The organism is Anabaena azotica SJ-1, from assembly GCF_047275885.1.
GTDB classification, from domain to species: Bacteria; Cyanobacteriota; Cyanobacteriia; order Cyanobacteriales; family Nostocaceae; genus Trichormus_B; species Trichormus_B azotica_A.
Genome location: NZ_CP178454.1, coordinates 291,160 through 314,887, shown reverse-complemented (window position 1 = coordinate 314,887; position 23,728 = coordinate 291,160). Strand labels below are relative to the sequence as shown.

At 39.1% G+C, this 23,728-nt stretch carries 23 protein-coding genes and 1 CRISPR repeat array; of the genes, 8 read left to right on the top strand and 15 right to left on the bottom strand.

The window, feature by feature from the left end:
* Window positions 1–10: 10 nt before the first annotated feature.
* Entirely contained in the window at window positions 11–238 is a 228-nt protein-coding gene (locus ACLLO5_RS01345; protein WP_413173700.1) for a hypothetical protein, read from the bottom strand.
* Window positions 239–307: 69 nt separating this feature from the next.
* Window positions 308–2,155, bottom strand: a complete 1,848-nt coding sequence (locus tag ACLLO5_RS01340) for a S8 family peptidase (protein WP_413173699.1) — start codon at window positions 2,153–2,155, stop codon at window positions 308–310.
* Between the two features lie 139 nt (window positions 2,156–2,294).
* Here ACLLO5_RS01340 and ACLLO5_RS01335 point away from each other — a divergent pair, with 139 nt between their 5' ends.
* The 3 genes from ACLLO5_RS01335 to ACLLO5_RS01325 all read left to right on the top strand — a co-directional run bounded on the left by ACLLO5_RS01335 (window position 2,295) and on the right by ACLLO5_RS01325 (window position 3,946).
* Window positions 2,295–2,723, top strand: coding sequence for a hypothetical protein (locus tag ACLLO5_RS01335; protein ID WP_413173698.1), 429 nt, complete (start codon window positions 2,295–2,297; stop codon window positions 2,721–2,723).
* Window positions 2,724–2,799: 76 nt separating this feature from the next.
* A complete protein-coding gene (locus tag ACLLO5_RS01330; RefSeq protein ID WP_413173697.1) occupies window positions 2,800–3,549 on the top strand; it encodes a peptidoglycan-binding domain-containing protein in 750 nt (249 codons plus the stop codon).
* A gap of 43 nt (window positions 3,550–3,592) precedes the next feature.
* On the top strand, window positions 3,593–3,946 hold the full coding sequence (locus tag ACLLO5_RS01325) for a phage holin family protein (protein WP_413173696.1): 354 nt from the start codon (window positions 3,593–3,595) through the stop codon (window positions 3,944–3,946).
* On the opposite strand, the gene ACLLO5_RS01320 is transcribed toward ACLLO5_RS01325, so the two are convergent.
* Together ACLLO5_RS01320 and ACLLO5_RS01315 are read right to left on the bottom strand one after the other, a co-directional pair.
* The gene (locus ACLLO5_RS01320) at window positions 3,922–4,386 is read right to left on the bottom strand and encodes a cobalamin biosynthesis protein (RefSeq protein ID WP_413173695.1); all 465 of its coding nucleotides are present in this window, start codon (window positions 4,384–4,386) and stop codon (window positions 3,922–3,924) included. The two genes, ACLLO5_RS01325 and ACLLO5_RS01320, sit on opposite strands and share 25 nt — an antisense overlap.
* 358 nt (window positions 4,387–4,744) lie before the next feature.
* The gene (locus ACLLO5_RS01315) at window positions 4,745–6,028 is read right to left on the bottom strand and encodes an ankyrin repeat domain-containing protein (protein ID WP_413173694.1); all 1,284 of its coding nucleotides are present in this window, start codon (window positions 6,026–6,028) and stop codon (window positions 4,745–4,747) included.
* A gap of 143 nt (window positions 6,029–6,171) precedes the next feature.
* Here ACLLO5_RS01315 and ACLLO5_RS01310 point away from each other — a divergent pair, with 143 nt between their 5' ends.
* Window positions 6,172–6,642 carry a DUF4079 domain-containing protein gene (locus ACLLO5_RS01310; RefSeq protein ID WP_413173693.1) on the top strand — a complete coding sequence of 157 codons (471 nt, stop codon included), beginning with the start codon at window positions 6,172–6,174 and terminating at the stop codon, window positions 6,640–6,642.
* 152 nt (window positions 6,643–6,794) lie between these two features.
* Here ACLLO5_RS01310 and ACLLO5_RS01305 read toward each other — a convergent pair whose 3' ends face one another.
* Window positions 6,795–7,439 carry a DUF1997 domain-containing protein gene (locus tag ACLLO5_RS01305; protein WP_413173692.1) on the bottom strand — a complete coding sequence of 215 codons (645 nt, stop codon included), beginning with the start codon at window positions 7,437–7,439 and terminating at the stop codon, window positions 6,795–6,797.
* A gap of 178 nt (window positions 7,440–7,617) precedes the next feature.
* On the opposite strand from ACLLO5_RS01305, the gene ACLLO5_RS01300 reads away from it, so the two are divergent.
* A complete protein-coding gene (locus ACLLO5_RS01300; RefSeq protein WP_413173691.1) occupies window positions 7,618–8,283 on the top strand; it encodes an SDR family oxidoreductase in 666 nt (221 codons plus the stop codon).
* Between the two features lie 46 nt (window positions 8,284–8,329).
* Window positions 8,330–8,992 (top strand): glycoside hydrolase, encoded by a 663-nt coding sequence (locus ACLLO5_RS01295; RefSeq protein ID WP_413173690.1) that lies wholly within the window; start codon window positions 8,330–8,332, stop codon window positions 8,990–8,992.
* 212 nt (window positions 8,993–9,204) lie between these two features.
* Here ACLLO5_RS01295 and menH read toward each other — a convergent pair whose 3' ends face one another.
* From menH to ACLLO5_RS01280, 3 genes are all read right to left on the bottom strand, one after another.
* Window positions 9,205–10,029, bottom strand: coding sequence for a 2-succinyl-6-hydroxy-2,4-cyclohexadiene-1-carboxylate synthase (menH, locus tag ACLLO5_RS01290; RefSeq protein WP_413173689.1), 825 nt, complete (start codon window positions 10,027–10,029; stop codon window positions 9,205–9,207).
* Window positions 10,030–10,060: 31 nt separating this feature from the next.
* A complete protein-coding gene (locus tag ACLLO5_RS01285) occupies window positions 10,061–11,614 on the bottom strand; it encodes an ATP-binding protein (RefSeq protein WP_413173688.1) in 1,554 nt (517 codons plus the stop codon).
* 89 nt (window positions 11,615–11,703) lie between these two features.
* Window positions 11,704–12,105: a metal-sensing transcriptional repressor gene (locus ACLLO5_RS01280; protein ID WP_413173687.1), complete on the bottom strand. Its 402-nt coding sequence runs from the start codon at window positions 12,103–12,105 to the stop codon at window positions 11,704–11,706.
* A gap of 255 nt (window positions 12,106–12,360) precedes the next feature.
* On the opposite strand from ACLLO5_RS01280, the gene ACLLO5_RS01275 reads away from it, so the two are divergent.
* Window positions 12,361–13,551, top strand: coding sequence for an HhoA/HhoB/HtrA family serine endopeptidase (locus ACLLO5_RS01275; protein WP_413173686.1), 1,191 nt, complete (start codon window positions 12,361–12,363; stop codon window positions 13,549–13,551).
* Between the two features lie 120 nt (window positions 13,552–13,671).
* Here the strand turns inward: ACLLO5_RS01275 and ACLLO5_RS01270 are convergent, their stop codons facing one another.
* The 3 genes from ACLLO5_RS01270 to ACLLO5_RS01260 all read right to left on the bottom strand — a co-directional run bounded on the left by ACLLO5_RS01270 (window position 13,672) and on the right by ACLLO5_RS01260 (window position 17,664).
* Window positions 13,672–14,523 carry a lysophospholipid acyltransferase family protein gene (locus ACLLO5_RS01270; protein ID WP_413173685.1) on the bottom strand — a complete coding sequence of 284 codons (852 nt, stop codon included), beginning with the start codon at window positions 14,521–14,523 and terminating at the stop codon, window positions 13,672–13,674.
* Between the two features lie 211 nt (window positions 14,524–14,734).
* A complete protein-coding gene (locus ACLLO5_RS01265) occupies window positions 14,735–16,192 on the bottom strand; it encodes a carotenoid oxygenase family protein (protein ID WP_413173684.1) in 1,458 nt (485 codons plus the stop codon).
* Between the two features lie 119 nt (window positions 16,193–16,311).
* Window positions 16,312–17,664, bottom strand: coding sequence for an N-acetylmuramoyl-L-alanine amidase (locus ACLLO5_RS01260; RefSeq protein ID WP_413173683.1), 1,353 nt, complete (start codon window positions 17,662–17,664; stop codon window positions 16,312–16,314).
* Between the two features lie 165 nt (window positions 17,665–17,829).
* On the opposite strand from ACLLO5_RS01260, the gene dnaG reads away from it, so the two are divergent.
* Window positions 17,830–19,746, top strand: a complete 1,917-nt coding sequence (dnaG, locus tag ACLLO5_RS01255; RefSeq protein ID WP_413173682.1) for a DNA primase — start codon at window positions 17,830–17,832, stop codon at window positions 19,744–19,746.
* A gap of 259 nt (window positions 19,747–20,005) precedes the next feature.
* A CRISPR array of direct repeats spans window positions 20,006–20,712; the repeat unit is 37 nt; unit sequence GTTTCAATTTACTAACTCCCCGCAAGGGGATTGAAAC.
* Between the two features lie 79 nt (window positions 20,713–20,791).
* On the opposite strand, the gene ACLLO5_RS01250 is transcribed toward dnaG, so the two are convergent.
* The 4 genes from ACLLO5_RS01250 to ureE form a co-directional block, all read right to left on the bottom strand.
* On the bottom strand, window positions 20,792–21,556 hold the full coding sequence (locus ACLLO5_RS01250) for a lipase family protein (protein WP_413173681.1): 765 nt from the start codon (window positions 21,554–21,556) through the stop codon (window positions 20,792–20,794).
* A gap of 281 nt (window positions 21,557–21,837) precedes the next feature.
* Window positions 21,838–22,434: an urease accessory protein UreG gene (gene ureG, locus ACLLO5_RS01245; RefSeq protein WP_413173680.1), complete on the bottom strand. Its 597-nt coding sequence runs from the start codon at window positions 22,432–22,434 to the stop codon at window positions 21,838–21,840.
* Between the two features lie 134 nt (window positions 22,435–22,568).
* Window positions 22,569–23,258 (bottom strand): urease accessory protein UreF, encoded by a 690-nt coding sequence (locus ACLLO5_RS01240; RefSeq protein ID WP_413173679.1) that lies wholly within the window; start codon window positions 23,256–23,258, stop codon window positions 22,569–22,571.
* Window positions 23,236–23,676 carry an urease accessory protein UreE gene (gene ureE, locus ACLLO5_RS01235; protein WP_413173678.1) on the bottom strand — a complete coding sequence of 147 codons (441 nt, stop codon included), beginning with the start codon at window positions 23,674–23,676 and terminating at the stop codon, window positions 23,236–23,238. The genes ACLLO5_RS01240 and ureE overlap by 23 nt, the downstream gene beginning before the upstream one ends.
* Between the last annotated feature and the right edge of the window lie 52 nt (window positions 23,677–23,728).

Sequence of the window (23,728 nt, the reverse complement as noted above, 5' to 3'; positions counted from 1 at the left end):
ATGTATTAACTTAGTCAAGCACCTCAAAAGAATGAACTTCTAAAACAGAACCTATCATTGCTGTTGTCATTACATCTTCACGCACTTTTCCTGTGATTTTGGCTGTTTGTCCTGATTTAAGTAAGTTTTTATCAGTGCTTTTGAGAATTTCATAAGTAATACCTTCATCTGTAACAAATGCCCAAGCGCCAAGTCCAATATTACGGCGTTCAATTTTTCCTGTTACTGTAATAGTCATAATTAGGAATTTGTAATAGGTTGACTGGTAATAGGTAATAGGAAAAAATCTTTCCCATTACCTAATTATTTAAGCTGTTTGTTGTTCGTCTTTTAATGCTAAACGCACGAGTCCGTAACAAAGCAATGCATTAACTATTAGGAAAATACGGGCTAAGTTACCGTCTCCTAATCCCCAAACTGCGGGGTCATAAATGGCACTGACTGTTAAACAGGCTGCGACACCAAGGGTAGAACCAACTGCAAACCATTTCCAATTAGGATGTCCTAGCAGCAATACTATCAACGCAATGGGAATTAGGACACTGGCAAAAAGAGGATTTAAAGCCCCTGTTCCCTGTAAACTATTGCCTAGTTCGGGTAGAGAACTGCCCAAAACTCGGAAAGGCCACTGGGGAAGGTCAAAGATATAAAATCCTTTGAGGAAGAATAAGCCAGAACTACCAAATATTAAGCCACTGGATAAAGACCAACTCCATGCGAAGGGGAAGTAAACCCGTAGAAACCAAGCGAGGAGATAGGAACCTACTACCATTAATATTTTAGGTAATAGGGCGATCGCACCGCCATCAATCCAAAAACCAGGGTTAATATAGCCGTTATCCCGTAACCACCGGAAAAAGTCGGGAAAACTAATTTGTCCTTCGCTGGCGAGTTTGACGGCTGCTTCGGCGTTAAGTTGTCCAGCACCGTAATAATTTAAACCATCGTCTTGAATAACTCTGGCTGACTGTTGCAGGACTTTTAAAATTTGATCAGGTTCTGTAACTCCAGATGCTTTAATTAATGCTGCTACCCCGGCAACGTGGGGAGAGGCCATACTTGTGCCTTGGAGTCCCAAAAATACGCCTTGGCCGTTTTCGTCAATGGTTTCCTGGAGAATTGTTCCTGTTTCACTTCCACCGGGGGCGGAGATATCTACACCAGCACCAAAGTTGGAGTAGGATGCTTTTTCTCCGTCTGGACCAAATGCAGAAACGCCAATGACATGAGGATAACGGGCTGGATAACTTGCCCCATCTGTACTTTCATTTCCGGCTGCGGCAATAATAACTACACCTTTTTTGTAGGCGTACTCAATGGCATCTTGCATGAGTTGACTTTCACCACCACCACCTAAACTCATGTTAATCACATCTGCGCCTTTATCGGCGGCAAATTTGATGGCTTCGGCGATATCGGCGACTGTACCGGCACCATCAGCACTTAACACTTTTAAGGGCATGAGACTGGCTTCGTAGGCGACTCCAGCAACACCATATTGATTATTGGTGGTTTGGGCAACTGTACCAGCTACATGGGTGCCATGTCCGTTGTCGTCTTTGGCTGATTCTGTGTCGTTGACGAAGTCGTAGCCTTTAACAAATTTGGTGTCAGCTAAGTCGCGCACCTGAGTGATACCTGTGTCAATGACTGCAACTGTAATACCGCTACCTTTGGTGCGAGTCCATGCGCCTTCTATGCCAATTTTGTGGAGATTCCACTGTTTGCTGTAATATTGGTCGTTGGGGCCAACTAATGAAGGTTGGGGATTTTGATTGTTTTGGAGTGGGAACTGTTCTCCCAGTTCTGTAGTCTTCCCTTGGGGAACTTTCCTGTAAATGTAATTTGGTTCGATGAATTCTGTGGCTTTAGCAAAGGGAGATTTTCTTAAATCTTGCAGCCGTTGGCGATCGCCTTTGATAATATACACATGATCAGCCGCTGAGAATTGGTTATCCAGTCCGGGTGTAACATGATATTGTTGAGCGATCGCTTGCAAATCCTGATTAATCACCGATGCTGGAATATCTTCCCGAAAATCTAGCAAAATTGTCTCAAATTCACCTTTGGTTGCCAATCCCTGGACGTTCAGGAAACCGAACACGGCAGCAACCAATCCGATGACAAACAAGCACAATAATATAAGTCTTCTCATATCAACTCATCAAAGCTTTTTGTCAGTTTGCACACTACCATAACTCAAAATTAAAAGTTAAAAATTAAAAATTAAAAAATTCTATTCCCCAGTCCCCAGTCCCCATTACCCAGCCTTGAATTAAGAATTATTAATTATTATGGAACGTGGTCTTTTATGGTTGCCCTTATTAGTGGCATTCTTCTGGTTAGCTTGGCAAGGTTCTCAGGAATATCAAAAACTTGAGGCTTATCGTCTTTGGGCGGAACAATTTGAACGAGCCAAGTATGATATCTATGCTGTATTAGGTCAAAAAGGTAATGATGTTACCTGGGGCAAACCCACCCCCAAAGGACCGATTAAACTAGAAACTTTTTCTTTACTCGATGTTAAGGAAATGAAGTTTTTGGTAGATGAAAAACAAGTATCCTTTGAAAATCCACCCCAAAAAGGGCGTTTAATTGAGTTAGAATTTTTGTTTTCTGAACCAGCTAAATCAATTCGTGTACCTTTTACAGAAACTTCTTTAGCCTCAGAATGGGGTAAATATTTTCAGGGAGTTTTACAAAACCTTGATTCACAAAAATAATTAATTATCATTAAATCTGTTTTAGTGCTTGAGTTTGTAACTAAATTTTGTACTTTGTTTACCAGCGAGACTTTTTATGTATTACTTCCTGTTGTATACCGCGACATCTATATTGATTGGAACTTCTGCTATAGTAGCGATCGCCGCACCAGCAAAAATTGCCCAAGTTAGCACAGTAGGAAAGATTAACCGTCCTACCCTCAAAGTTGGTAGTCAAGGTGAGCGAGTTTCTGAACTCCAAGCAGCATTGAAACTTTTGGGTTTTTACACAGGTGCTGTAGATGGTGTTTATCAAGAAGGTACAGCCAGGGCTGTTTCCCAATTTAAACAAGCAGCCGGCTTAAATCCTGATGGTGTTGTAGATACTATCACATGGCAAAAACTTTTTCCTGATGTATCAACAGTGGCGACCAATATCTCTTCATCTCCTGTGCCACCCATCTCAACTGGTAGTTTGACCGTTCCTACCAGAATTAATAATACATCTGCACCCAAACCGATTACTCCAAAACCAAATCTAACTTCCCGTAATCCAAACAACTCCGCCTTTCAACCGACTCCACTTAAACAGCAAAATCCTAATATTCAATATACAAAAGAAGGATGGCCGATTTTGCGTTTAGGTAATCGTGGTTCAGAAGTCGTGAAGTTGCAAAAACTACTACAAAATTTAGGTTTTCTGAAAGGTAGTATAGATGGAGACTTTGGTATCACCACTGAAGCCGCAGTTAAAGCTGCTCAAATACGTTATGGCTTACAACCTGATGGCATCGCTGGTGGCGGTACTTGGGAGGCTTTTGTGAGACGACTACCCCAGGCACGTTGAAAAAAATTCCCAATTCAAAATTTAAACTTCAAAATCCGATGATATGAAACACTTTTTATTAACTTGGCTTGGTACTGCGATCGCATTACTAATTACTGCTAAAATCGTACCAGGATTTATTATCAAAACTTTTGTAGCTGCTCTCATTGCTGCTATTGTCATCGGTTTGGTAAATGCCTTTATCCGTCCAATTTTAAAGATATTAGCATTTCCCATCACTCTCATTACTTTTGGTTTATTCACATTTGTCATCAACGCCTTAACTCTTTGGTTGGCAAGTGCTATTACTCCAGGTTCTGAGTTTCAAATTAGAGGTTTTATACCTGCTTTTCTCGGTTCTATTGTGCTGTCGATAGTTTCTAGCGTCATTAACTATTTTTTCAGAATAGTTGATTGAAGGTCATTGGGTATTGTGCTAGTAACTGCAATAGCTACTGTGACTACTCCTGCTTCTTCTGGCAAACGGAAAATTTGCTTAGGAACTAATAACCTCGCTTGTGAACTAATTTCCATAGCTGCCAAAATAGCAGATGCTTCAGCTACACTCGGTGTTCCTACTATTTGGGCAATGATTTTTGCAGGGTTGGGAACATTGACACCAGCGAGAATTTCCGCTGTGAAAGTTTTGAGGGGGAAATTGTGTACCTGGCAAAATTCCCTTAAACCCATTTCTGAAGCTTTAGATGCGATGGTGGCAATACCGGCTATAGCAGAATAGGTAAATTGAGTATCTCGCAAAATTTTCTCAATTGCTACACTGACTAACTTGCCTGAAGTTCCCTTTTGACACCCAATCCCCACCCATAAAACTTGCGAATTTAGTAAGTCTACTTGCATATTCAAATCATTCAGTGTTAATATGGAGAAAACTTAATATTTTATATAGAATTGCCTAAAAGCCTTATCAGTAGCCTAAAAATCAGTCTTAAGAATGATTTATTTTTGAGGATTGTGTTTTTGGATACACACAAAATGATAACTTTAATACTTTCTGAAAAACAAAAACCGATATATTTAGTACATCTAGCACAGTAGGAAACATTGAGGGAGAAACAAAGCAAAGGTAAAAGGTAAATTACGTCTTCATATTTACTTTATTTCTACCCTTGTAGCGCGAGCATTTCATCTTGATGTTTCAATTTCTTTTCTCTCCGTCGTAACAAATGCACAACAGTTACGGCGGGGTTTTGCTCTATTACTCCTGCGCTCCAGCTTGTCGTAACATCTGGGCAATTGTGCGGTAGTTATTAAATTCAGCAATCATTAAAGCTGTATAACCACCCTGGTTTTTTAAATTTACATCTGCCCCGGATGCAACTAAAATTTGCACAGCTTGACCATAACCTTCAGCAGCAGCCCACATTAACGCTGTTGCGCCTGCTGAATCTTGAAAGTTTACATCTGCCCCTTTTTTTAGCAGCAGTTTGAATACTTCTGGATGGTTGCTGGCTATGGCTTTGACTAAAGCAGTTTTTCCATCATCTGCTAAGGCATTGATATTAGCACCGTGGTCAAGTAATATTTTAACGGTCTGGGTATGTCCTTGGGATACTGCCAATGTGAGGGCAACTTCACCAAAGTTTTTCTTGTTCATGTCTGCTTTAGCTTGCAGTAAAGCTGCAACTATTTCGCTGTATCCCTGGAATGCGGCTACAAGTAGGGGTGTATCACCAAGATGATTTCTAATTTGTACATCTGCACCCCGCTGAATTAAAATTTGTACTACATCAAGGTAGTCTTCAACAACGGCACAATGGAGGGCGGTTTCACCTTGTTTATCTTGGTGATTAATTTTCGCACCTGCATCTAATAAAGCCGCAACGATATTACCATGTCCTGCGGCTGCGGCTGCTAATAGTGCAGTGTTACCATCGGGATTTTGTAAATTAGTATCAGCCCCTGCTGACAACAATGTTTGTACTACATCTAAATATCCCAAGTCTGCGGCTATCATTAAAGGTGTCTCACCTTCTGCATCTGGAATATTGACAATTTGACTATTTTGTAGTATGGCTTTAACAACTGCTGAGTAGCCTTGCTTAATGGCTAGTTTTAAAGCGGTGTCATCATCTTTATCCGCAATGTTGGCATCAGCACCGGCAGCTAAAAGGACTTGGACTGCATCAAGATGTCCCTTCTGGGCTGCGGCCATTAAAGCTGTGCTGCCATCTTCATTAATGGCATTTATTTCTGCACCTTTAGATATTAAAAGCTTGATAATATCAATTTGATTGCTACTAGCTGCCAGCATTAACGCTGTTAAACGATAGGTTTTTCTGGGTAGATTGATGTTAGCGCCAAAATCTAAGAGCGATCGCACAATTTCTGTATAACCTAGATTAGCAGCAAACATTAATGCTGTCGTACCATGGCGATCGCACTCATCCACATTAGCACCACTGGCTAGTAGCTCATACAGCCTTTTGATATCGCCACTTTTTGCAGCCTTCAGCAATAAATTATCCTTGTTTTCAGTCATAAAACTAATCCCGCTGAGGCGGTTTTTATTTAGATACACTTAAGATTTAGTCTGAGATTGTTTAACCACTTTGGCAAGAGTGCTGATTGCAAAACTAAGGTATGCTAAGTTTTATTAAGATTTAATAATTGGATGAACACACGATGAGCCTTGAACTTTCTCCAGCGGTGAAATACGGGTTGAACTTCTTTCACCCAGCAATCATGTGGATATTATTAGCACTATCCTTGTATGCAGCTTACTTAGGCTTGCAAATACAGCGTACCAGAAATGCTCAAGGTGAAGAAAAGAAAGAACTGATTAAAGGTAAATATACAATTAAACACCACCAAATTGGGTCGATTCTCTTGGCTTTGATGGTAGCGGGTTCGATTGGAGGTATGGCTGTTACTTACATCAATAACGGTAAATTATTTGTAGGACCCCACCTGTTAGCAGGGTTAGGAATGACAGGTTTGATAGCATTTTCTGCGTCCTTATCGCCCTTTATGCAAAAAGGAGCAAACTGGGCGCGTGCGACTCATATTCTCTTAAATTTCGGAATTTTAGGGCTGTTTATTTGGCAAGCCTTCTCTGGTGTAGAAATTGTGATTAAAATTCTTACCAAAGCATAGACAGGAGGCAGGGGAGCAGAGGAGCAGGGTAAAAATTAATTCGTTCTTCGTTCTTTGTTCTTCTGACTCCTGACTCCTGACTCCTGACTCCTGACTCCTGACTCCTGACTCCTGCCTTTTGCCTTTTGCCTTCTGTTCCCTGTTTCCTATGACTAACAACGCTTTTTCTTAGAATTAACAGGAAAGGGAATACCCAGAGACTGATGAAAATCTTCTTGGACTTTGCGGGTTAAGCGACGGGAGACTTGACGGACAATTTGATGAAGTAAGCGATCGCCTGTAGATTGAATTAAAGAATGTGGTAAACGCTTAATAAATTTAGGAAAATGAAGCTCAACCATCAAATCTAATTCCCATTCTACCCGTGTCATCTCAGGCGAACTTTCTATCAATTCCATGCACGCATTATAGTCCACATCATAACCAGGAGCTTGATAATCTGGGATGGGAATTGTACGGATACGGTATTTACCTTCCTCCGGGTCTAACAATTCCAAACCAATTTTTGGTTCAACTTCATAACCAAAAGAACCAAACCGACCAATTACCAAAGCATAGCCATTATCACCCAACGGTTGTACAGTCATCGGTTCAGCACACCGTGCAAACCATGAAGAGTGACTATTCAGATAATCAGCCACCTTTTCAATAGGGGCATACATTTCCATGCAGTCTTGATGATGACTATAAAATTTACTTGGCCCTGAATGAGTTTCATCTACTGCAACACTTGAATCCACTATTAAAACTGATTCTTTTCTTGCCAAGGATTGAAATTCCCAGTTATTTGATACCATAATGCGTTTTTTGTATAGTTGGCAGTTTGTCTATATTTATAATTCCCAATTAGGGAGAAATTTTTCACACAAAAATGCAAATTTTACACAAACATCAATAAACTGTCATCAACTCCATAGAATCACTACAATTAAGAACGAAATCAGTACACATTAGTTTTCCAGGATAGCGTCAATCATGAAAATATTTGTAGCAGGTGCAACAGGTGAAACAGGTCGTCGCATAGTACAAGAGTTAGTAGCCAGAAATATCAAAGTCCGTGCTTTAGTGAGGGATTCAGAAACAGCCAAAGCTATTCTGTCTCCTGAAGTTGAGTTAGTTATAGGCGATGTATTACAACCAGAAAGCCTGACTGCGGCTTTAGGTGATAGTACGGTGGTAATATGCGCCACTGGTGCAAAACCCAGTTTCGACCCCACCGCCCCCTATAAAGTAGATTTTGAAGGTACAAAAAATTTAGTAGAAGCAGCTAAAAGCAAGCAAATTGACCATTTTATCTTAGTTTCTTCCTTATGTGTTTCTCAGTTTTTTCATCCCCTCAACCTGTTTTGGTTAATTTTAGTGTGGAAAAAGCAAGCTGAGGAATACATCCAAAAAAGTGGCCTCACCTATACAATTGTGCGACCTGGAGGGCTGAAAAATGAAGATAACTCTGATGCCATAGTAATGCAGGGCGCTGATACTTTGTTTGATGGTAGCATCCCCCGGCAAAAAGTAGCTCAGGTTTGTGTAGAGTCTCTGTTTGAACCTGCTGCACGCAATAAAATTGTGGAAATTGTCGCTAAACCTGAAGCTACCCCCAAAAGCTTCCAGGAATTGTTTCAGGAAGTAGGTAACAGGTGACAGGTGACAGGTGATAGCGAAAAGATTAACAACTGATAACTGACTAATGACTTTTAAACTCAAAGGTGTAGAAAAACTGATAGCCCCGATAGCCGCGCTTTTGGGGTTTGTATATTTATTACAGTGGTATATTGGTGGCGATTTGCGTTTATCTTCTGACCCTGTGTTTGAGCAAAAACAACCTCCTTTAGTGATGACGGAAGGTGATCCTTATATTCGAGCCTTGATGCGGACTATTTCGTTTAGTGAAGCTAATAGTAAACGTCCTTATTCTCTGTTATATGGTGGTCAACAAATAAATGACCTGAGTCGTCATCCTCAGATATGTGTGACTATTGTCGTTGGACCAAATACAGGTAATTGTTCTACGGCTGCGGGTAGATATCAAATTATTAACACTACCTGGGCTGAGATTGCACCCCGCTATCATCCAAATCCCTCTCAGGTAATGTTTTGGTCTAGTTACAGTTTTGAACCGGAGTATCAAGATATAGTTGTTTATCGTTGGTTAAATGATTCAAAAGTTTGGGGAACCGATATTTCTAAACTGTTGCGTCAGAAGCAGTTAAATGAAGTTTTACGCCGACTTTCCCCTACTTGGACAAGTTTAGGATATGGCATAGAAACTAATTCTAATACCCAATTTTTACCTAAAATTTATCAGAAAGTATTGGCTGAAGAATTAAAAGCTGCTAGTCAACCTAAATAACAGGAGTTCAGGAGTCAGGAGTCAGGAGTCAGGAGTCAGGAGTCAGGAGTCAGGAGTTCAGGAGTTCAGGAGTCAGGGGTTCAGGGGTTCAGGAGTATGGCTTACGCCACGCTTCGCTATCAGGAGTTCAGGAGTATGGCTTACGCCACGCTTCGCTATCAGGAGTTCAGGAGGATAAGAAGAAAATATTTCCCCCATCCTCCCCATCTCCCTCACACTCCACACCCTACACTAATAAATTGATGCAGATTCTGGACAAATGACAATGTATTTTCGATGTGTGTATTATGTCCAACTTGACTAATGATTTTTAGTTGGGCAATTTTACATCTGTAGGACATTAATGTATTAATTTTGATAAATTTTTCGTCATTTTCTCCAACCAATAAAAGCAAAGGTATTTTACTTTCTTTCATATTTTCCCACAAGGAAGGCTGGTATCCTGTACCCATAAATTGTAATGATTTTGCTAATTCTAGAGGTTTGTTTTCTAACCTACTTTCTATCATTTTTTGATATTTGGGATGATTTTGGATATTACTAAAAATAGGTTGATTATACCAATTATCTAAGAAAATATGAAACTCACTTTGTTCGCTAATTCTTGTTAATTTCTTGGCAATTTGACTATCACTTTTAATTCTGGCTAATCTTTCTAAATTTGTTTCTAAACCTGGAGAAGCTGATTCTAAAACTACTTTGATAAATTTTTCAGGGAAATGTAGGGTTAAATATAAAGCTAATCTTCCTCCCATTGAATAACCAACTAAAAAGCATTTTTCTATTTTTAATTCTTCTAATAAGTTGATTAGTCCTTTAGCAATATATTCCATTTGATGATATTCATCATTTCCTAATACTTGGGTTTTACCGTGTCCGGGTAGATCAAGAGTAAGATAGGAAAAATTGTCACCTAATAATTTTATGGCTTCATCAAATTCTTCAATGTTACCCATGAAGCCGTGTAGAAACAAAATTAAGGGTTTTTGAAGATTACCTGCTAAGGAATAGTTAAATCTATATGTTTCTAAATTCATTTTTTGAAAGTGTAGTCAGAATGGATTACCTTTAAGCAATAACCTTCACAGGAATCTCAATTTGAAATTCTGTACCTTGTTCAGGAGTAGAAAAACAGCTTATTTTACCTTTGTGTTCTTCAACAACAATTTGGTAAGTAATAGATAATCCTAAACCAGTTCCCTTACCTACAGGTTTGGTGGTGAAGAAGGGATCAAATATTCGTTGTCGATGTTCTGTGGAAATCCCAATTCCATTATCAGCAATTGAAATTAAAACACTATCTGTTTTTAGTAATTTGGTAGTAATAGAAATTTGGGGACTTGTTCGTGATTTTTTAAAGTCCAAAGCATCAATAGCATCAATAGCATTTGTTAATATATGCAAAAAAACTTGGTTAAGTTTTGCTGCATAACACTCTACTGGGGGTAAATGATCATATTCTTTAATGATTTCAATCGGTGAGGAATTTAATTGATTGTTAATTCTACATTCTAGTATCAGTAGAATACTGTCTATATCCCTATGAATATCAATTGTTTTGATTTCTGTTTCACCCCAGTGTGAGAATGTTTTTAAAGCCTGTACAATATCACGAGTACGGGTTGTACCTACCTCCATTGATTTGATGAGTTGTGGTAAATCTGATTTGATGAAATTTAGATCAATTAGTTTGGTGAAAATCTTTATTTCTATTTCTGTGTCAACGTTGAGATGATATTTTTCATAAAGGTCTATTAATTTTAATAAATCTGTCATATAGCGTTGAGCATGGGGAAGATTAGGATGGATAAAATTGATAGCATTATTAAGTTCGTGAGCTATTCCGGCAACAAGTTTACCCAAGCTAAACATTTTTTCTTTTTGAATAAGTTGAATTTGGGTTTTTTCTACTTCATTTAAGGCGGCTTGAATTTTATTATCGCTAATTGTTAGGTTTTTTAATGTATGAAAAAGCAAAATAAAAAAATTCATTAATGCTAAACATAACCCAGTTATTTGAATAGTTTGTAATATATAAGTTCTGTTATTAGATATCTTCTGTTGTTCTGTTGTGACTTTATTCATCAAGTCTAGTAACTGGATGTTATTTTTATTTGAATAGATTATCGCTGATTGTAATGATTGTGCAGAAATTTGATTTTTAGATAAAATAATAGGCTCAATTTTGCTTTTATATGGATACCAAATTGCTTCGGCTTGAATGAGGAGATTTTTGATCTTATTACTTGTCGTAGCTGGAATAAATACTGGTTTTCCATCACTACCAGTAACAATTTTACCTGATTTTAAGCCCGCTAAAGTTTCATCAAATTGCTGATAAGCTTGTGCTAATTCATTCTGGATTAAAATAATGTTTGTGGCACTCTTTTCTGCTACTTCTAATTGCAAGATGTTTTTAGAAATTTTTTGTGATAGCATTCGCTGTCTGCCAGCTAAATTAATAATTATCGCATCTTCTTTTAATTTGGAAGATATGAAAAAATTAGGAATAAGTACACCTAAGTCAAAACAGAGAAATAGAGCAGCAGATACGAAAATTATCCTGTATTTTCCTTGTAAAAATAAATATTTAGGACAGATTTGTTTGAATTTTGCTATCATGATTTGAGAATTGGCAAGGGAAGAATATGTATCCTCAATAGATTTTGATTTTCGCAGTTGATAATGGCAACTGATTTTTTATGAGTTTGTTAAGGTAAAAATCTATCTAAAGCAGCTTTGAGTTGGGCTATTTCTACATCTATATTACCCTCTTGTGCTGCTCTACCTATACATTCGGTTAAATGTTCATCTAAAACTATCCGTGCTACTTTATCTAATGCACCTCTAACAGCGGCAATTTGTAATAAAACATCAGGACAAGGGGTATTGTGTTGTACCATTGTTTTGATACCGCGAATATGTCCTTCTATTCGTGAAAGTCGGTTAACTATACGCCGTAAAGATTCTTCACTATGTACATGAGGATGAACGGATTCGCCTTCTGTCGGAGTATGATCTGTATGTTCGTGGTTGTGATCGTGATGGTGTGTGTGTTCTGCTTTCTGGGATGAAGATGAGGATTCTTCTGTTAATCGGTTTGATCCATTCATGAGTGATTACAGTTTTGGTATTATTTCAGATCCTAACCTAGAGAGCCTAGAGAGATTTGAGATTTTGGGTTTTGAATTTTGAATTTGAGGTTGGTGGAAAAACCGAACCTAGTATTGGCAAATTTCCATAATAGCCTGGTTGCTAAATGTTCCAGTAACTTGATTAAAGGTGGTCAATAAATCAAAACATCTTTTTTGTAATCTGTTATTCTTTTTTTCTAAACTCTACACCCTGTCTTTGGTTAGGTTGTGACTATGCAAATTTTCAAATTACCCCGGTCTATACGCCAAGTTAGTACCCACGTTTTCGCAATTTTTCTAGGAGTGTTGCTAACGGTTTCTTCTTTGGAAGTTTTACCATCTCAAGCTGAACCTGCTCCTGCTGTGGTTGCTCAAAAATCATCTCCTGCGGCTGCGGCTATTGGTAATAGTAGTTTTGTGACGGCTGCGGTGAATCGTGTGGGACCGGCTGTGGTCAGAATTGATACTGAACGGACAATTACTCGTCGTACTGATCCTTTGATGGAAGACCCGTTTTTACGGAGGTTTTTTGGTGATGGGTTTCCTCAACAGTCACCGACTGAACAATTACGCGGTTTGGGTTCTGGGTTTATTTTGGATAAAAGCGGGATAGTTCTGACTAATGCTCATGTAGTTGACCAGGCTGATAAGGTGACAGTCCGCCTCAAAGATGGCCGCACTTTTGAAGGTAAAGTTAAAGGCATTGATGAGGTGACTGATTTGGCGGTGGTGAAGATTAATGCTGGTAATGATTTACCTGTTGCTTCTTTGGGTTCTTCTCAGAATGTCCAGGTGGGAGACTGGGCGATCGCAGTGGGAAATCCTTTAGGATTTGATAATACTGTAACTTTAGGTATTGTTAGTACCTTAAAACGTTCTAGCGCCCAAGTGGGAATTAGTGATAAACGTTTAGATTTCATTCAAACTGATGCTGCTATTAACCCAGGTAACTCCGGTGGTCCGTTATTAAATGCTCAAGGAGAAGTGATTGGGATCAATACAGCGATTCGTGCCGATGCTATGGGGATTGGGTTTGCAATTCCTATTGATAAAGCTAAGGCGATCGCAACTCAATTGCAAAGAGATGGTAAAGTTGTTCACCCCTACTTAGGTGTACAAATGGTGACATTGACACCCCAGTTAGCGCAACAAAATAATATCGATCCCAATTCCGTGTTTGAGATTCCCGAAGTGAACGGTGTTTTAGTCATGCGAGTTGTTCCTGATTCTCCTGCGGCTACTGCGGGTATCCGTCGAGGAGATGTCATTGTGCAGATTGATGATCAAGCAATTACAAGCGCCGATCAATTGCAAAGGGTGGTAGAAGATAGTCGTCTAGGTCAAACTTTGCAGCTAAAAGTGCAACGAGGTAATCGGACACAAATACTGTCAGTCCGCACCGCTGAGTTGAAAGATATTCAGTAGGAGTTAGGTGACAGGTGACAGGTGACAGGTGATAGGTGACAGGTGATAGGTGACAGGTGACAGGTAAAAAATTATTCTCCCCTGCTCCCCTGCTCCCCTGCCCCCCTGCTCCCCTGCTCCCTACTCCCTTTCTTCACTGGCTAATTTGATTAAATTATTCAATTCTTGCTGCATCTGGTTTTTGACTAATTCATAGCATTCGTTAACATAAGTGCGATCGCTTGCCGCTTCTTTTCCATAGCGTTCAAAAACAATAGGTGGACAAACCCTGGTATACATCCGCACAGGCAAAGGAATATTAGGCAGAGGTCCAACAGCTAAACCCCAAGGTAATCCCAAATAAACAGGAAATACTAAGGGATCTACATCAAAAAGCCAAGGCATACCCCATTTATGAAATTGCTGCATAATTTTATACAAATCAGTCAACACAATCAGGGTGTCATGGGCTCCCCAAGAAATTGCTGGAACAATCGGTACATTTTCTCGCAGTGCTAGTTTGATAAAACCCTGACGGTCAGCGAAATAAATCTTGTCTCGCATTTGATGAGGTCGAAATACATCCTCTGCTCCACCAGGATAAACTAATACACTAGCTCCAGAATGCAAAGCAGCATAAGCCATTTTGGGATGAGCCATAATAGCACCGCCTTTCATAGCCATTTCTGCCGCTGGGGGAAAAACTTCCCAGACTTTTGGATGCATCAAACCGTAAATTGGTCTTTGTGTACCAAACCGACGCAACCAGTCGTACAGCATCATTGATGTATCCGGTGATGCCAGTCCCCCATTATGAGAACCGACAAACAGGACTTTTCCTTCTGGGATATTTTCCCAGCCACTGGTTTGAACTCGAAAATAGTAGTTATACAAAAAGCCCAATATAGGCATGAGATTTTCAATGAACTTTGGATCTCGCTCGTCCAAAGACCGCCCTGGTTTTGTCTTCTGGGTATGTTTTAGTTGTAACATCGAGAGTTTTTATTAAGATATATTAAGAATCTTAAATCATTTCTGAAAAATCTTCATTTGGGTGGGCATTAGCCACCAAAAACTTTTAACCTGTAACCACTCCCCAGCACAGCACGGCGTAAATAAACTAACCATTCTAAATCTCCGAGCATCCTATGCTGTCTTCATTATTGACTTTTGACTTTTGACTTCCGCGAAGCTTTACTAGTCCCTATTCCCCAGGTTTCCAAGTACCGTGGAAGCTATGAGGAATAACCCTGGGTAATCCTATTTTACAAACTGGTTCTTCATCCAATCGTTGGCTACCCCCACCAAAAGTATCACTATTAAATACCCAAACTTCGCTACTATCGGTATTACCATCATAAACCACAGTTAACACCCAACCTTGGTGGGAATTTTGATGATCAGGAGCATAAATAGGTTCAGAAGGATAAAGATTTTCACCTACATTAGCTTCTGTCAGAGTGGCAGTTTGATGATCAAAACTAGCAATGCTATTTAATATTTCTCCTTGTGTATCTGTTCCTTCTCGAAAAATAGACAAATAGCTATAACGTGAGAACTTACCCACATTTTCGGCAGGAACATGAGGAAATTCACAAGTTCTATTTAACAAAGTTTCAATTCCAGTTACTTTGCCAGTTTGGGGATTAAGTTGTACCCGTGTCAAAGTAGTTTTAGCAACTGTTTGAGTTTCTCCAGTCGCTACTTGGCGCAAATATTCATTAGTTTGAAAATCTGCATATTTCGCAAAATCAACAATTACTGTACCGCTATCATCAACATAACCATTACCAAAATGCCACTGAAACCAAGGATCAGTTACACCACGACTGACTACAGACAAAGTTTCTCTATCAATCACTATAATCTTAGTTCCCTGATCCGGTTGCCAGGTTAAGGAATCACTATAGCTACTAGTTCCCAAGAGAACAGGCCAAATATTTAAACGCACCGCAGGAGCAAAAAATACTAAATATTGTCCTGCTAACACAAAATCATGTATTAGGGGAAAACCTTCTAAGGTCAACTTTGCTTTTTTGAGAATCTTACCAGTGAAGTCACTTTTATAAATATGCAGTATGGCATTAAGACCCGGACTCATACCAAAATTAAAAATTTCTCCTGTTTCATAGTCAACTTTAGGATGAGCAGAATAGGGTTGTCCTTTAGCCAAACCACCTAAATTATTTAAACCTTTGGTCTCTAAAGTTTCTAAATCTAGTGCATAGGGATTATCTCCTTCCCATAATGCTAAAAGTTGATCAGGTAATGCCAAAACCGAAGTATTTGCTGCGTGTTTAACTGGTTTTCGCCATTGATTCCAAATAGCCCCCGGTGCAGTCATACCATAATTACCATATAGCCATTTACCCGCAGCAGTTTCTTCTTGATAACCAGCAGTCTGCACATAGCGATAAACTCCGGTAGCACCTGCATCGCTAAAATGGATAGCTAAAATAGCCCCATCTCCATCAAACCAGTGTCCTACTGATACACCACCTCGTTCTAATCTGGCTGCACCGTTGCGATACAGTGTACCCCGTAGACCATCAGGTATTTTACCCGCGAGAATGGATAGTTTTGTAGGAGGAAATTCAGTTGCTGGTTGAGATATAGCTTTTGCCCAATTTTTTTTATTTGACTTTTTCTCAATTGTTTGCATGGTAATTTGGCTGCTATGGAGTTTTGCTAATTACGAGTTTTTTGAGATTACTGATATGAATTTTGACCCCCGTTTATACGAGGGCAAGTTTTTGTAATTGATAACTGATAACTACCTGATTAAATCAATTTTGCTGATTCATAAAGTCTTTTAAACATGGCTTTTATTTTAGTACCATAATCTAAGTCTGCTGACCATCTTCCTGATAATTGATCAACAGAAGGAGCTACTCCTCTAGTTACAAATCTAAACCGAGGATCTACCTCTTGTTGTACCAAAGGTTCTAAACTGGCGTAGGCTTTTAAATGTTGGATATGCGCTCTCACTCCAATTCTGGCACTAGAAAAAGAAGCTGCTTCTGTTCCACCACCTATTGCACCTAAACCAGCAAAATTATTTTGTTGAGGTTTAATATCACTACCAAATCGTAAAAAGCCAGTTTCCAAACACATTTGACAAAAGGCAATATCATGATTTACTCCCTCCATTGCCGCTTCTTCTCGATAGAGTTTGGGAATATCAGGAAACTGGACGAGGGCATTTTCATGGTTATTCCGCAAAAATAATTGTAGCTGTACTTCTGTGGTATTACCATTAGAAATAATTTGGTTAATTTGTCCTGGACAAACTGATAAAATTGAACGTAAATTCAGAGTTTTGGTGGCACTATCCCAGCTAATAGAAACATTAAAATCTCGAAGTTCAATGGCTTTAATGTAAACTATTCGCTGATAGGTAACGCGAACAACATTAGGTGCTTTGGATAAATCAATTCTTAAGCGATCTACTAAATCAATGGGGATATAAGAGTTACCATTAATTAATACACCTTGCTCTGCATAATTTTGACCATTAATGTTAATATTAATTGGTGAATAAGTTGCTTCTGGGGGCGTTCCCGGATTAGGGTCAACGGCCTTACTCCAAGCCACTAATCCATCTACTATTCCTAAAGCAAAATCACGGCGACGAGTTTGTAACAAACTGCGATCGTCTGGACTGCTAATAAAACCTACTTGCATTAATAAAGCAGGGACATTTGTCTGACGACAGAATTGTAAACTACCTAAACCGCTATCTGTATCTGGTTTAACTCCACGATTAGGCAATTGCGGGACACGACGTAATAATCCCATTAGTACCATTTCGGCGTTTTGCTTGCGTTGATTGTTGTTAGCAATATAAAAAACTCCAGCCCCCCTCACCGTAGGACTACCAGCAGCATCGGTGTGGATTTCTACGGCAACATCACCAGTTCGACCGCGAGAATTAATCCAGGTAATAGTTTGAGCAGCACTTAAATCATCAGGAACAGCTAAAACTTCCACAGTACGCGATCTGAGTTCTGTAACAATTAAATCTCGTAACAGAATCATTTCTTTTGCTTCAGTTGTACCTCCTGCGATCGCACCGGAATCAATTCCACCCGCTTCCCTGCCGCCATGAGCCGCTGAAATGAAAATACGTCCCATTTTTGATTATTCCTGTTGTTAAGCACCAGCATGAAGCAATTTTAGCGATTATTCTGGGCTGAAAACAAGAATTATAATTAACTCAGGAGTCAGTGGAAGAAGGCAAAAGCTATTTTCCCCATCTTCTTCTCTGTCACCTGTCACCTGTCACCTGTCACCTAAAAAATGCAAATCCCCCGCTTACATCCAGAAACAATAGAAGAAGTACAACACCGGGCTGATATTGTCGATGTGGTTTCGGAGTACGTAGTTTTGCGGAAGCGGGGTAAAGATTTTGTGGGTTTATGCCCCTTCCATAATGAAAAAAGCCCCAGTTTTACAGTTAGCCCAACCAAGCAAATCTACTACTGCTTCGGCTGTCAAGCTAAGGGTAATGCCATTAAGTTTGTCATGGATTTGGATAAACGGCATTTTGCCGAGGTGGTGTTAGATTTAGCACGGCGTTATCAAGTACCTGTAAAAACCTTAGAACCAGAACAAAGACAAGAATTACAGCGTCAGTTGTCTTTGCGTGAGCAGTTATATGAGGTTTTAGCTTCCACAGCCCAATTTTATCAACACGCCCTCAGACAAAGCTTAGGACAAACAGCGATGCTGTATTTAAAAGAGCATCGTCAATTAAACACTGAAACTATTCAACAATTTGGTTTAGGTTATGCACCCGCAGGTTGGGAAACCTTATATCGGTATTTGGTGGAAGATAAACATTATCCAGTCCAGTTGGTGGAAAAAGCGGGTTTGATTAAACCCAGGAAAGAAGGTGGTGGTTATTATGATGTATTTCGCGATCGCTTAATGATTCCCATCCGTGATATCCAAGGACGAGTGATTGCTTTTGGTGGGAGAACTTTAACAGAAGAACAACCAAAATATTTAAACTCACCGGAAACAGAACTGTTTAGTAAAGGTAAAACCTTATTTGCATTAGATCACGCCAAAGATGGCATTTCCAAACAAGATCAAGCAGTAGTAGTAGAGGGATATTTTGATGCGATCGCTCTCCATGCAGCAGGAATTAACAACGCCGTCGCTTCCCTGGGTACAGCCTTAAGCATAGAACAAGTGCGGCTGCTATTGCGCTACACCGATTCCAAACAATTAGTCCTCAACTTTGATGCAGATAAAGCGGGAACTATAGCCGCAGAAAGAGCGATCGGTGAAATCGCCACCTTAGCTTACAAAGGCGAAGTACAATTAAAAATTCTCAACATCCCCGATGGTAAAGACGCAGATGAATACCTGCATAGTCATACAGCTGAAGAATATCAACAACTATTAGCAAACGCCCCACTTTGGTTAAATTGGCAAATTACGGAAATAGTTAAAGACAGAGATTTAAGACAAGCTACTGATTTTCAAAAAGTTACAAAACAAATCGTAAAACTCTTGCAAAATATAGTTAATAGTGATACTCTTAATTACTACATTTCCTACTGTGCAGAAATACTCAGCTTAGGGGACGCTAGATTAATACCCCTCAGAGTTGAGAATTTGCTAACCCAAATTGCACCCGCTAGTGTGCAAGCTCCTCCACCGCGCTCCACTTTATCGCGCAAACAGGAGTATAAAACGCCGAAGCTATCTCTAGTAACCACTGAACGCAGTTTATTAGAACAAGCAGAGGCGTTATTATTACAAATATACTTACATTGTCCAGAACAGCGGCAAGTAATAATTGACGAACTAGAAGAGCGAAATTTAGAATTTAGCCTTTCTCACCATCGTTTTTTGTGGCTACAGATTTCAGAATTAACAGCCGAAACAGATTTAATTTCCAATTTGCAAAACAGGTATTTAGAATTATCAGAAGAACTGGGATTAATTTCTCATTTATTTCATTTGAACGAAAAAACTAACAAAGAAATATTGCGTACTCCCCAAGTCGTGCAAGCAACGCTGGCTTGTATAGAAAAAGTTTTGAGAGAAAAACGTCATCGTCATTTTATGGAATTGTGGGAGAAAATAGATCCACAACTAGAACCAGAGAAAGATAAATCCTATTATGCCAGTGCGATGGCTGAAAAAATGCGGATACAAGAATTAGATAGACAGCGGCAATTTTCGATAGCAGAATTATTTTAGGGCTTTGGGCCTTGAGTTTGTTTACGTTTCACATAGGATTGCTGTATAATTGATACATCAGCTTGATTTTTTTGGCAGGGCAAAGCGGGGTCGAAAACCTGGGGGTGCTGCCAAATCGCCAGAACCTTGATAATTGAATACTTCTAGCGTTTCATTAGTTTCATTTGGCTGTTGACCCAAAGCCTGAAATGAGGTTTTTTTTGAGGTCTGCCAAAATCGTCTCTAGATTCCCTCCCTAGACTATGTTTCAGAGGGCAGGGTTTCAATTTACTAACTCCCCGCAAGGGGATTGAAACTATTTAATGGCGTTAAAACTGTTGATAATTCGGAGTTTCAATTTACTAACTCCCCGCAAGGGGATTGAAACTCCTTATACTTTACCCTTGACAAGGACAAAGTGTAAGTTTCAATTTACTAACTCCCCGCAAGGGGATTGAAACTTTGAATTGTAGGATGAAAATAGATTCTTTTTGGCTGTTTCAATTTACTAACTCCCCGCAAGGGGATTGAAACCCAAGACTGAATTAATTTACCTGCCTCTGAAGTCATATCAGTTTCAATTTACTAACTCCCCGCAAGGGGATTGAAACTTTATTGCCTTATTTAATCTTTCAATAATGTAGTTAGCCTGTTTCAATTTACTAACTCCCCGCAAGGGGATTGAAACAAATCTTCTTTGTTTAAGGGGAAGCAATATAAAGCACCGTGTTTCAATTTACTAACTCCCCGCAAGGGGATTGAAACTTGCCCACTATAATTACTTGCCCATTGGGAGTTTTGAAGTTTCAACTTACTAACTCCCCGCAAGGGGATTGAAACATATTTCCATCTTTATCAGGAGCAGAACAAGATTTGAAGTTTCAACTTACTAACTCCCCGCAAGGGGATTGAAACCACGCGCAGCCTGTAAATAGTGGGTTTATGCCTGAGTTTCAATTTACTAACTCCCCGCAAGGGGATTAAAACAGTCTTAAATAACACAAAATCCCCAATTACCAATCACCAATTCCCAATTACCAATCACCAATTACCAATCACCAATTCTCTACTTTTTAATTGATAATTCTTTTAGTAGACTAAGATAACCATCAAGACCATGATCTTTAAATCGTGCAGAAATAAAGTTTAAACTAAATCTTGAACCTATCCGCAATTCTTTGTCCACATGATCATATCCTTGCCACCATCTTGGTAATTCCGGTACTATATCCATACCATAAACAAATCTATAACTTTTAGGAACTCGTTCATTATAAGACTTAGAAAATCCCTTATTTCCGACTTTTGGCGCTCCAAAAGTATAAGCCTCTATGGAAGTTAATTGTTTAACAAAATTGTATTGAATATCTACTGCACATAATGTTGCTAATGCACCTCCTAAACTGTGACCAGTGACAGTGACATTAGTAATGTTATTATTTTTGATATATTCGTGAATCTGACTTCTGACAGAACAGTAAGCTTTAGAGAAGCCACGATGCATTAACGAACCAGAAGTATTTTCTGTTTGATAGGGATAAGTTTTATCTTTTTGAGCCACAATTTGTCCGCGAATTACTTCTTTATCAAATGATTTCTGTTCTTGACTGGTATCAAAATTCGTTTGCCAGTCAAAGGAGGAACTACTACCTTGAAAAACTATCGTAATTCCTGATGAATCTGATAAAATAGCCAGTTGGGTATCAGTTTTTGTTTCATTAATTAAAATTGGTTTTTCTTTCCAATTGGAAAAGATAATCCTTGAAAAATCTTGATAAACTTCTTTGCTGCAAACTGCCATTTTGAAAGCTTTGGAGTAATCAACTGTCATAAACTTATCCTTTGATTAAAAAAATGATTTTGAAATAATATCAACTTTGTGATTGAACTTTTGATATGGAGTCAACCTGTTATTAACTGCGGCATTGTACAAATCTTTGTACAACTTTTGTTAATACCGCAATTTCAACTCAGTTGTCTTGCTTTTCCCATGATTCCTTGATCCAGCAGCAAAAAATTGCCACTTGAATTTTACCTGTCTAGTTTAAACTCTAAGTAGGTGATGTAGCAAATATATTTTTTAAAATTAAGAAGTTTTAAATTTTTTTAAATTTAGCAAATTTGTGTAATTACAAATTGAATTACATCGTTTAAACCGGCTTGGGTTTTTAAGTTGGTAAAAATGAAGGGTTTATCACCACGCATTTTTTTTGCGTCTCTTTCCATCACGCTTAAGTCAGCACCAACATAGGGTGCAAGGTCAGTTTTATTAATGACTAATAAATCAGATTTAGTTATACCTGGGCCACCTTTGCGGGGAATTTTATCACCGGCAGCAACGTCAATTACATATATTGTTAAATCTACTAATTCGGGACTAAAGGTAGCGGCTAAGTTATCACCACCGCTTTCTAAAAAGACTAAATCTAAGTCTGTAAATTTTTCTTCCAGTTGTTCAATTGCGGCTAAATTCATGGAAGCATCTTCACGGATAGCTGTGTGGGGACAACCTCCTGTTTCTACTCCCAAAATGCGATCGCTCTCCAAAGCCTGAGAACGTACCAAAAACTGGGCATCTTCTTGAGTATATATGTCATTTGTCACCACTGCCAAGTTATATTTTTCCCGCAGTGCTTTACACAAAGCATCTACTAAAGCCGTTTTTCCCGAACCTACAGGGCCAGCGACCCCAACTCGAAATGCATTCATAAGTGATTGGTAATTGGTGATTGGTAATTGGTGAAATTATCACATATTCTCTGTTCTCTGTTCCCTGTCACCTGTCACCTGTCACCTGTCACCTGTCACCTGTTCCCTGTTCCCTGTTCCCTGTTCCCTGTTTCCTAACTCCTAAATAACCTTGTGTATTGGGTTTCATGCTGCATACTGGCTAAGGATAAACCCCAACTACAATAAGCGAGGTCATCATCTTCCAAAGCGAGAATTTCCAACATGGTATCACTTAATAAAGCTTGTGATTCTAATAACAATTCTTGTCCAGCAGTTTGACCGAGGGGAATGAGTTTAATTCCCGCAGTAATTAAATTATTGACCCAACTATGCAGATATGCTAATAATGCGGCTTGGTGGTTAATTTGCCAGTGAGAGGAAGCAATACCAAATGCGATCGCATAATTGCAAGGATAACCCACCGCAGAAGCCAGTGGTACAGTGGATGGTGCGAGTTTAGTTAACAATTGTAAGAGCGATCGCCCCATTTGCCAACTAGAAGCCCGTAACTCCTCCGTATCCCTCACCGCAGACAACCACAAATTCCAGCGTTTTAAACCTTCCCAATCTCCCAAATTAGCAGCTTGTAAACCTCTGATCATCACCGCTGCATCCATGCGAATTGACCCATATTTCAACTCAGCTTCTAACCAATCTTTTAAATTATTACTATTATTAATAGTGCCATTTTCCACCAACATTTCCAAACCTTCCGAATAGCTATAAGCCCCCACAGGTAAAGCTGGACTAGCCAATTGCAAAATAGATAGAAAATGAAAATTAGTGAGCGTGATGAGTTCCATAAGCTCCTAATTCCGGTTGAAAAGGTAAAATTTCTTCCTTAACTTCCAAACCCAATTTTATCAACATCGCCTGTAAAATCGGGTCAGGAGACAAACGTAAATAATTCACCGTAATTTCCACAGGAACATGACGATTTCCCAAATGATAAGCAGCCCTTAATAACAAATTTGTATCTGCAACCGCAGTTAAAACTGGTTCAGATTTAGCAACAACTTTCAGAAAATTACTTTCATTTTCATCAGTCAAAATATCACCATCATGTAAAACCGTACCTCTTGGTAAACGCAAAAACACCTCATTACCATCAGCTAAACTAAATCGGTGACGGCTGCGGGTGCGTTCTTCTGCGGTAAGTTCCAGAGTCAAATTAACCACAAAATCAGCATCAGGTGGTTTATGTTGCGTCAGAGTCAGCATAAATAGGATTGGCTGAAAAAGTTTTTTCGTGAGGACAGGTGACAGGTGACAG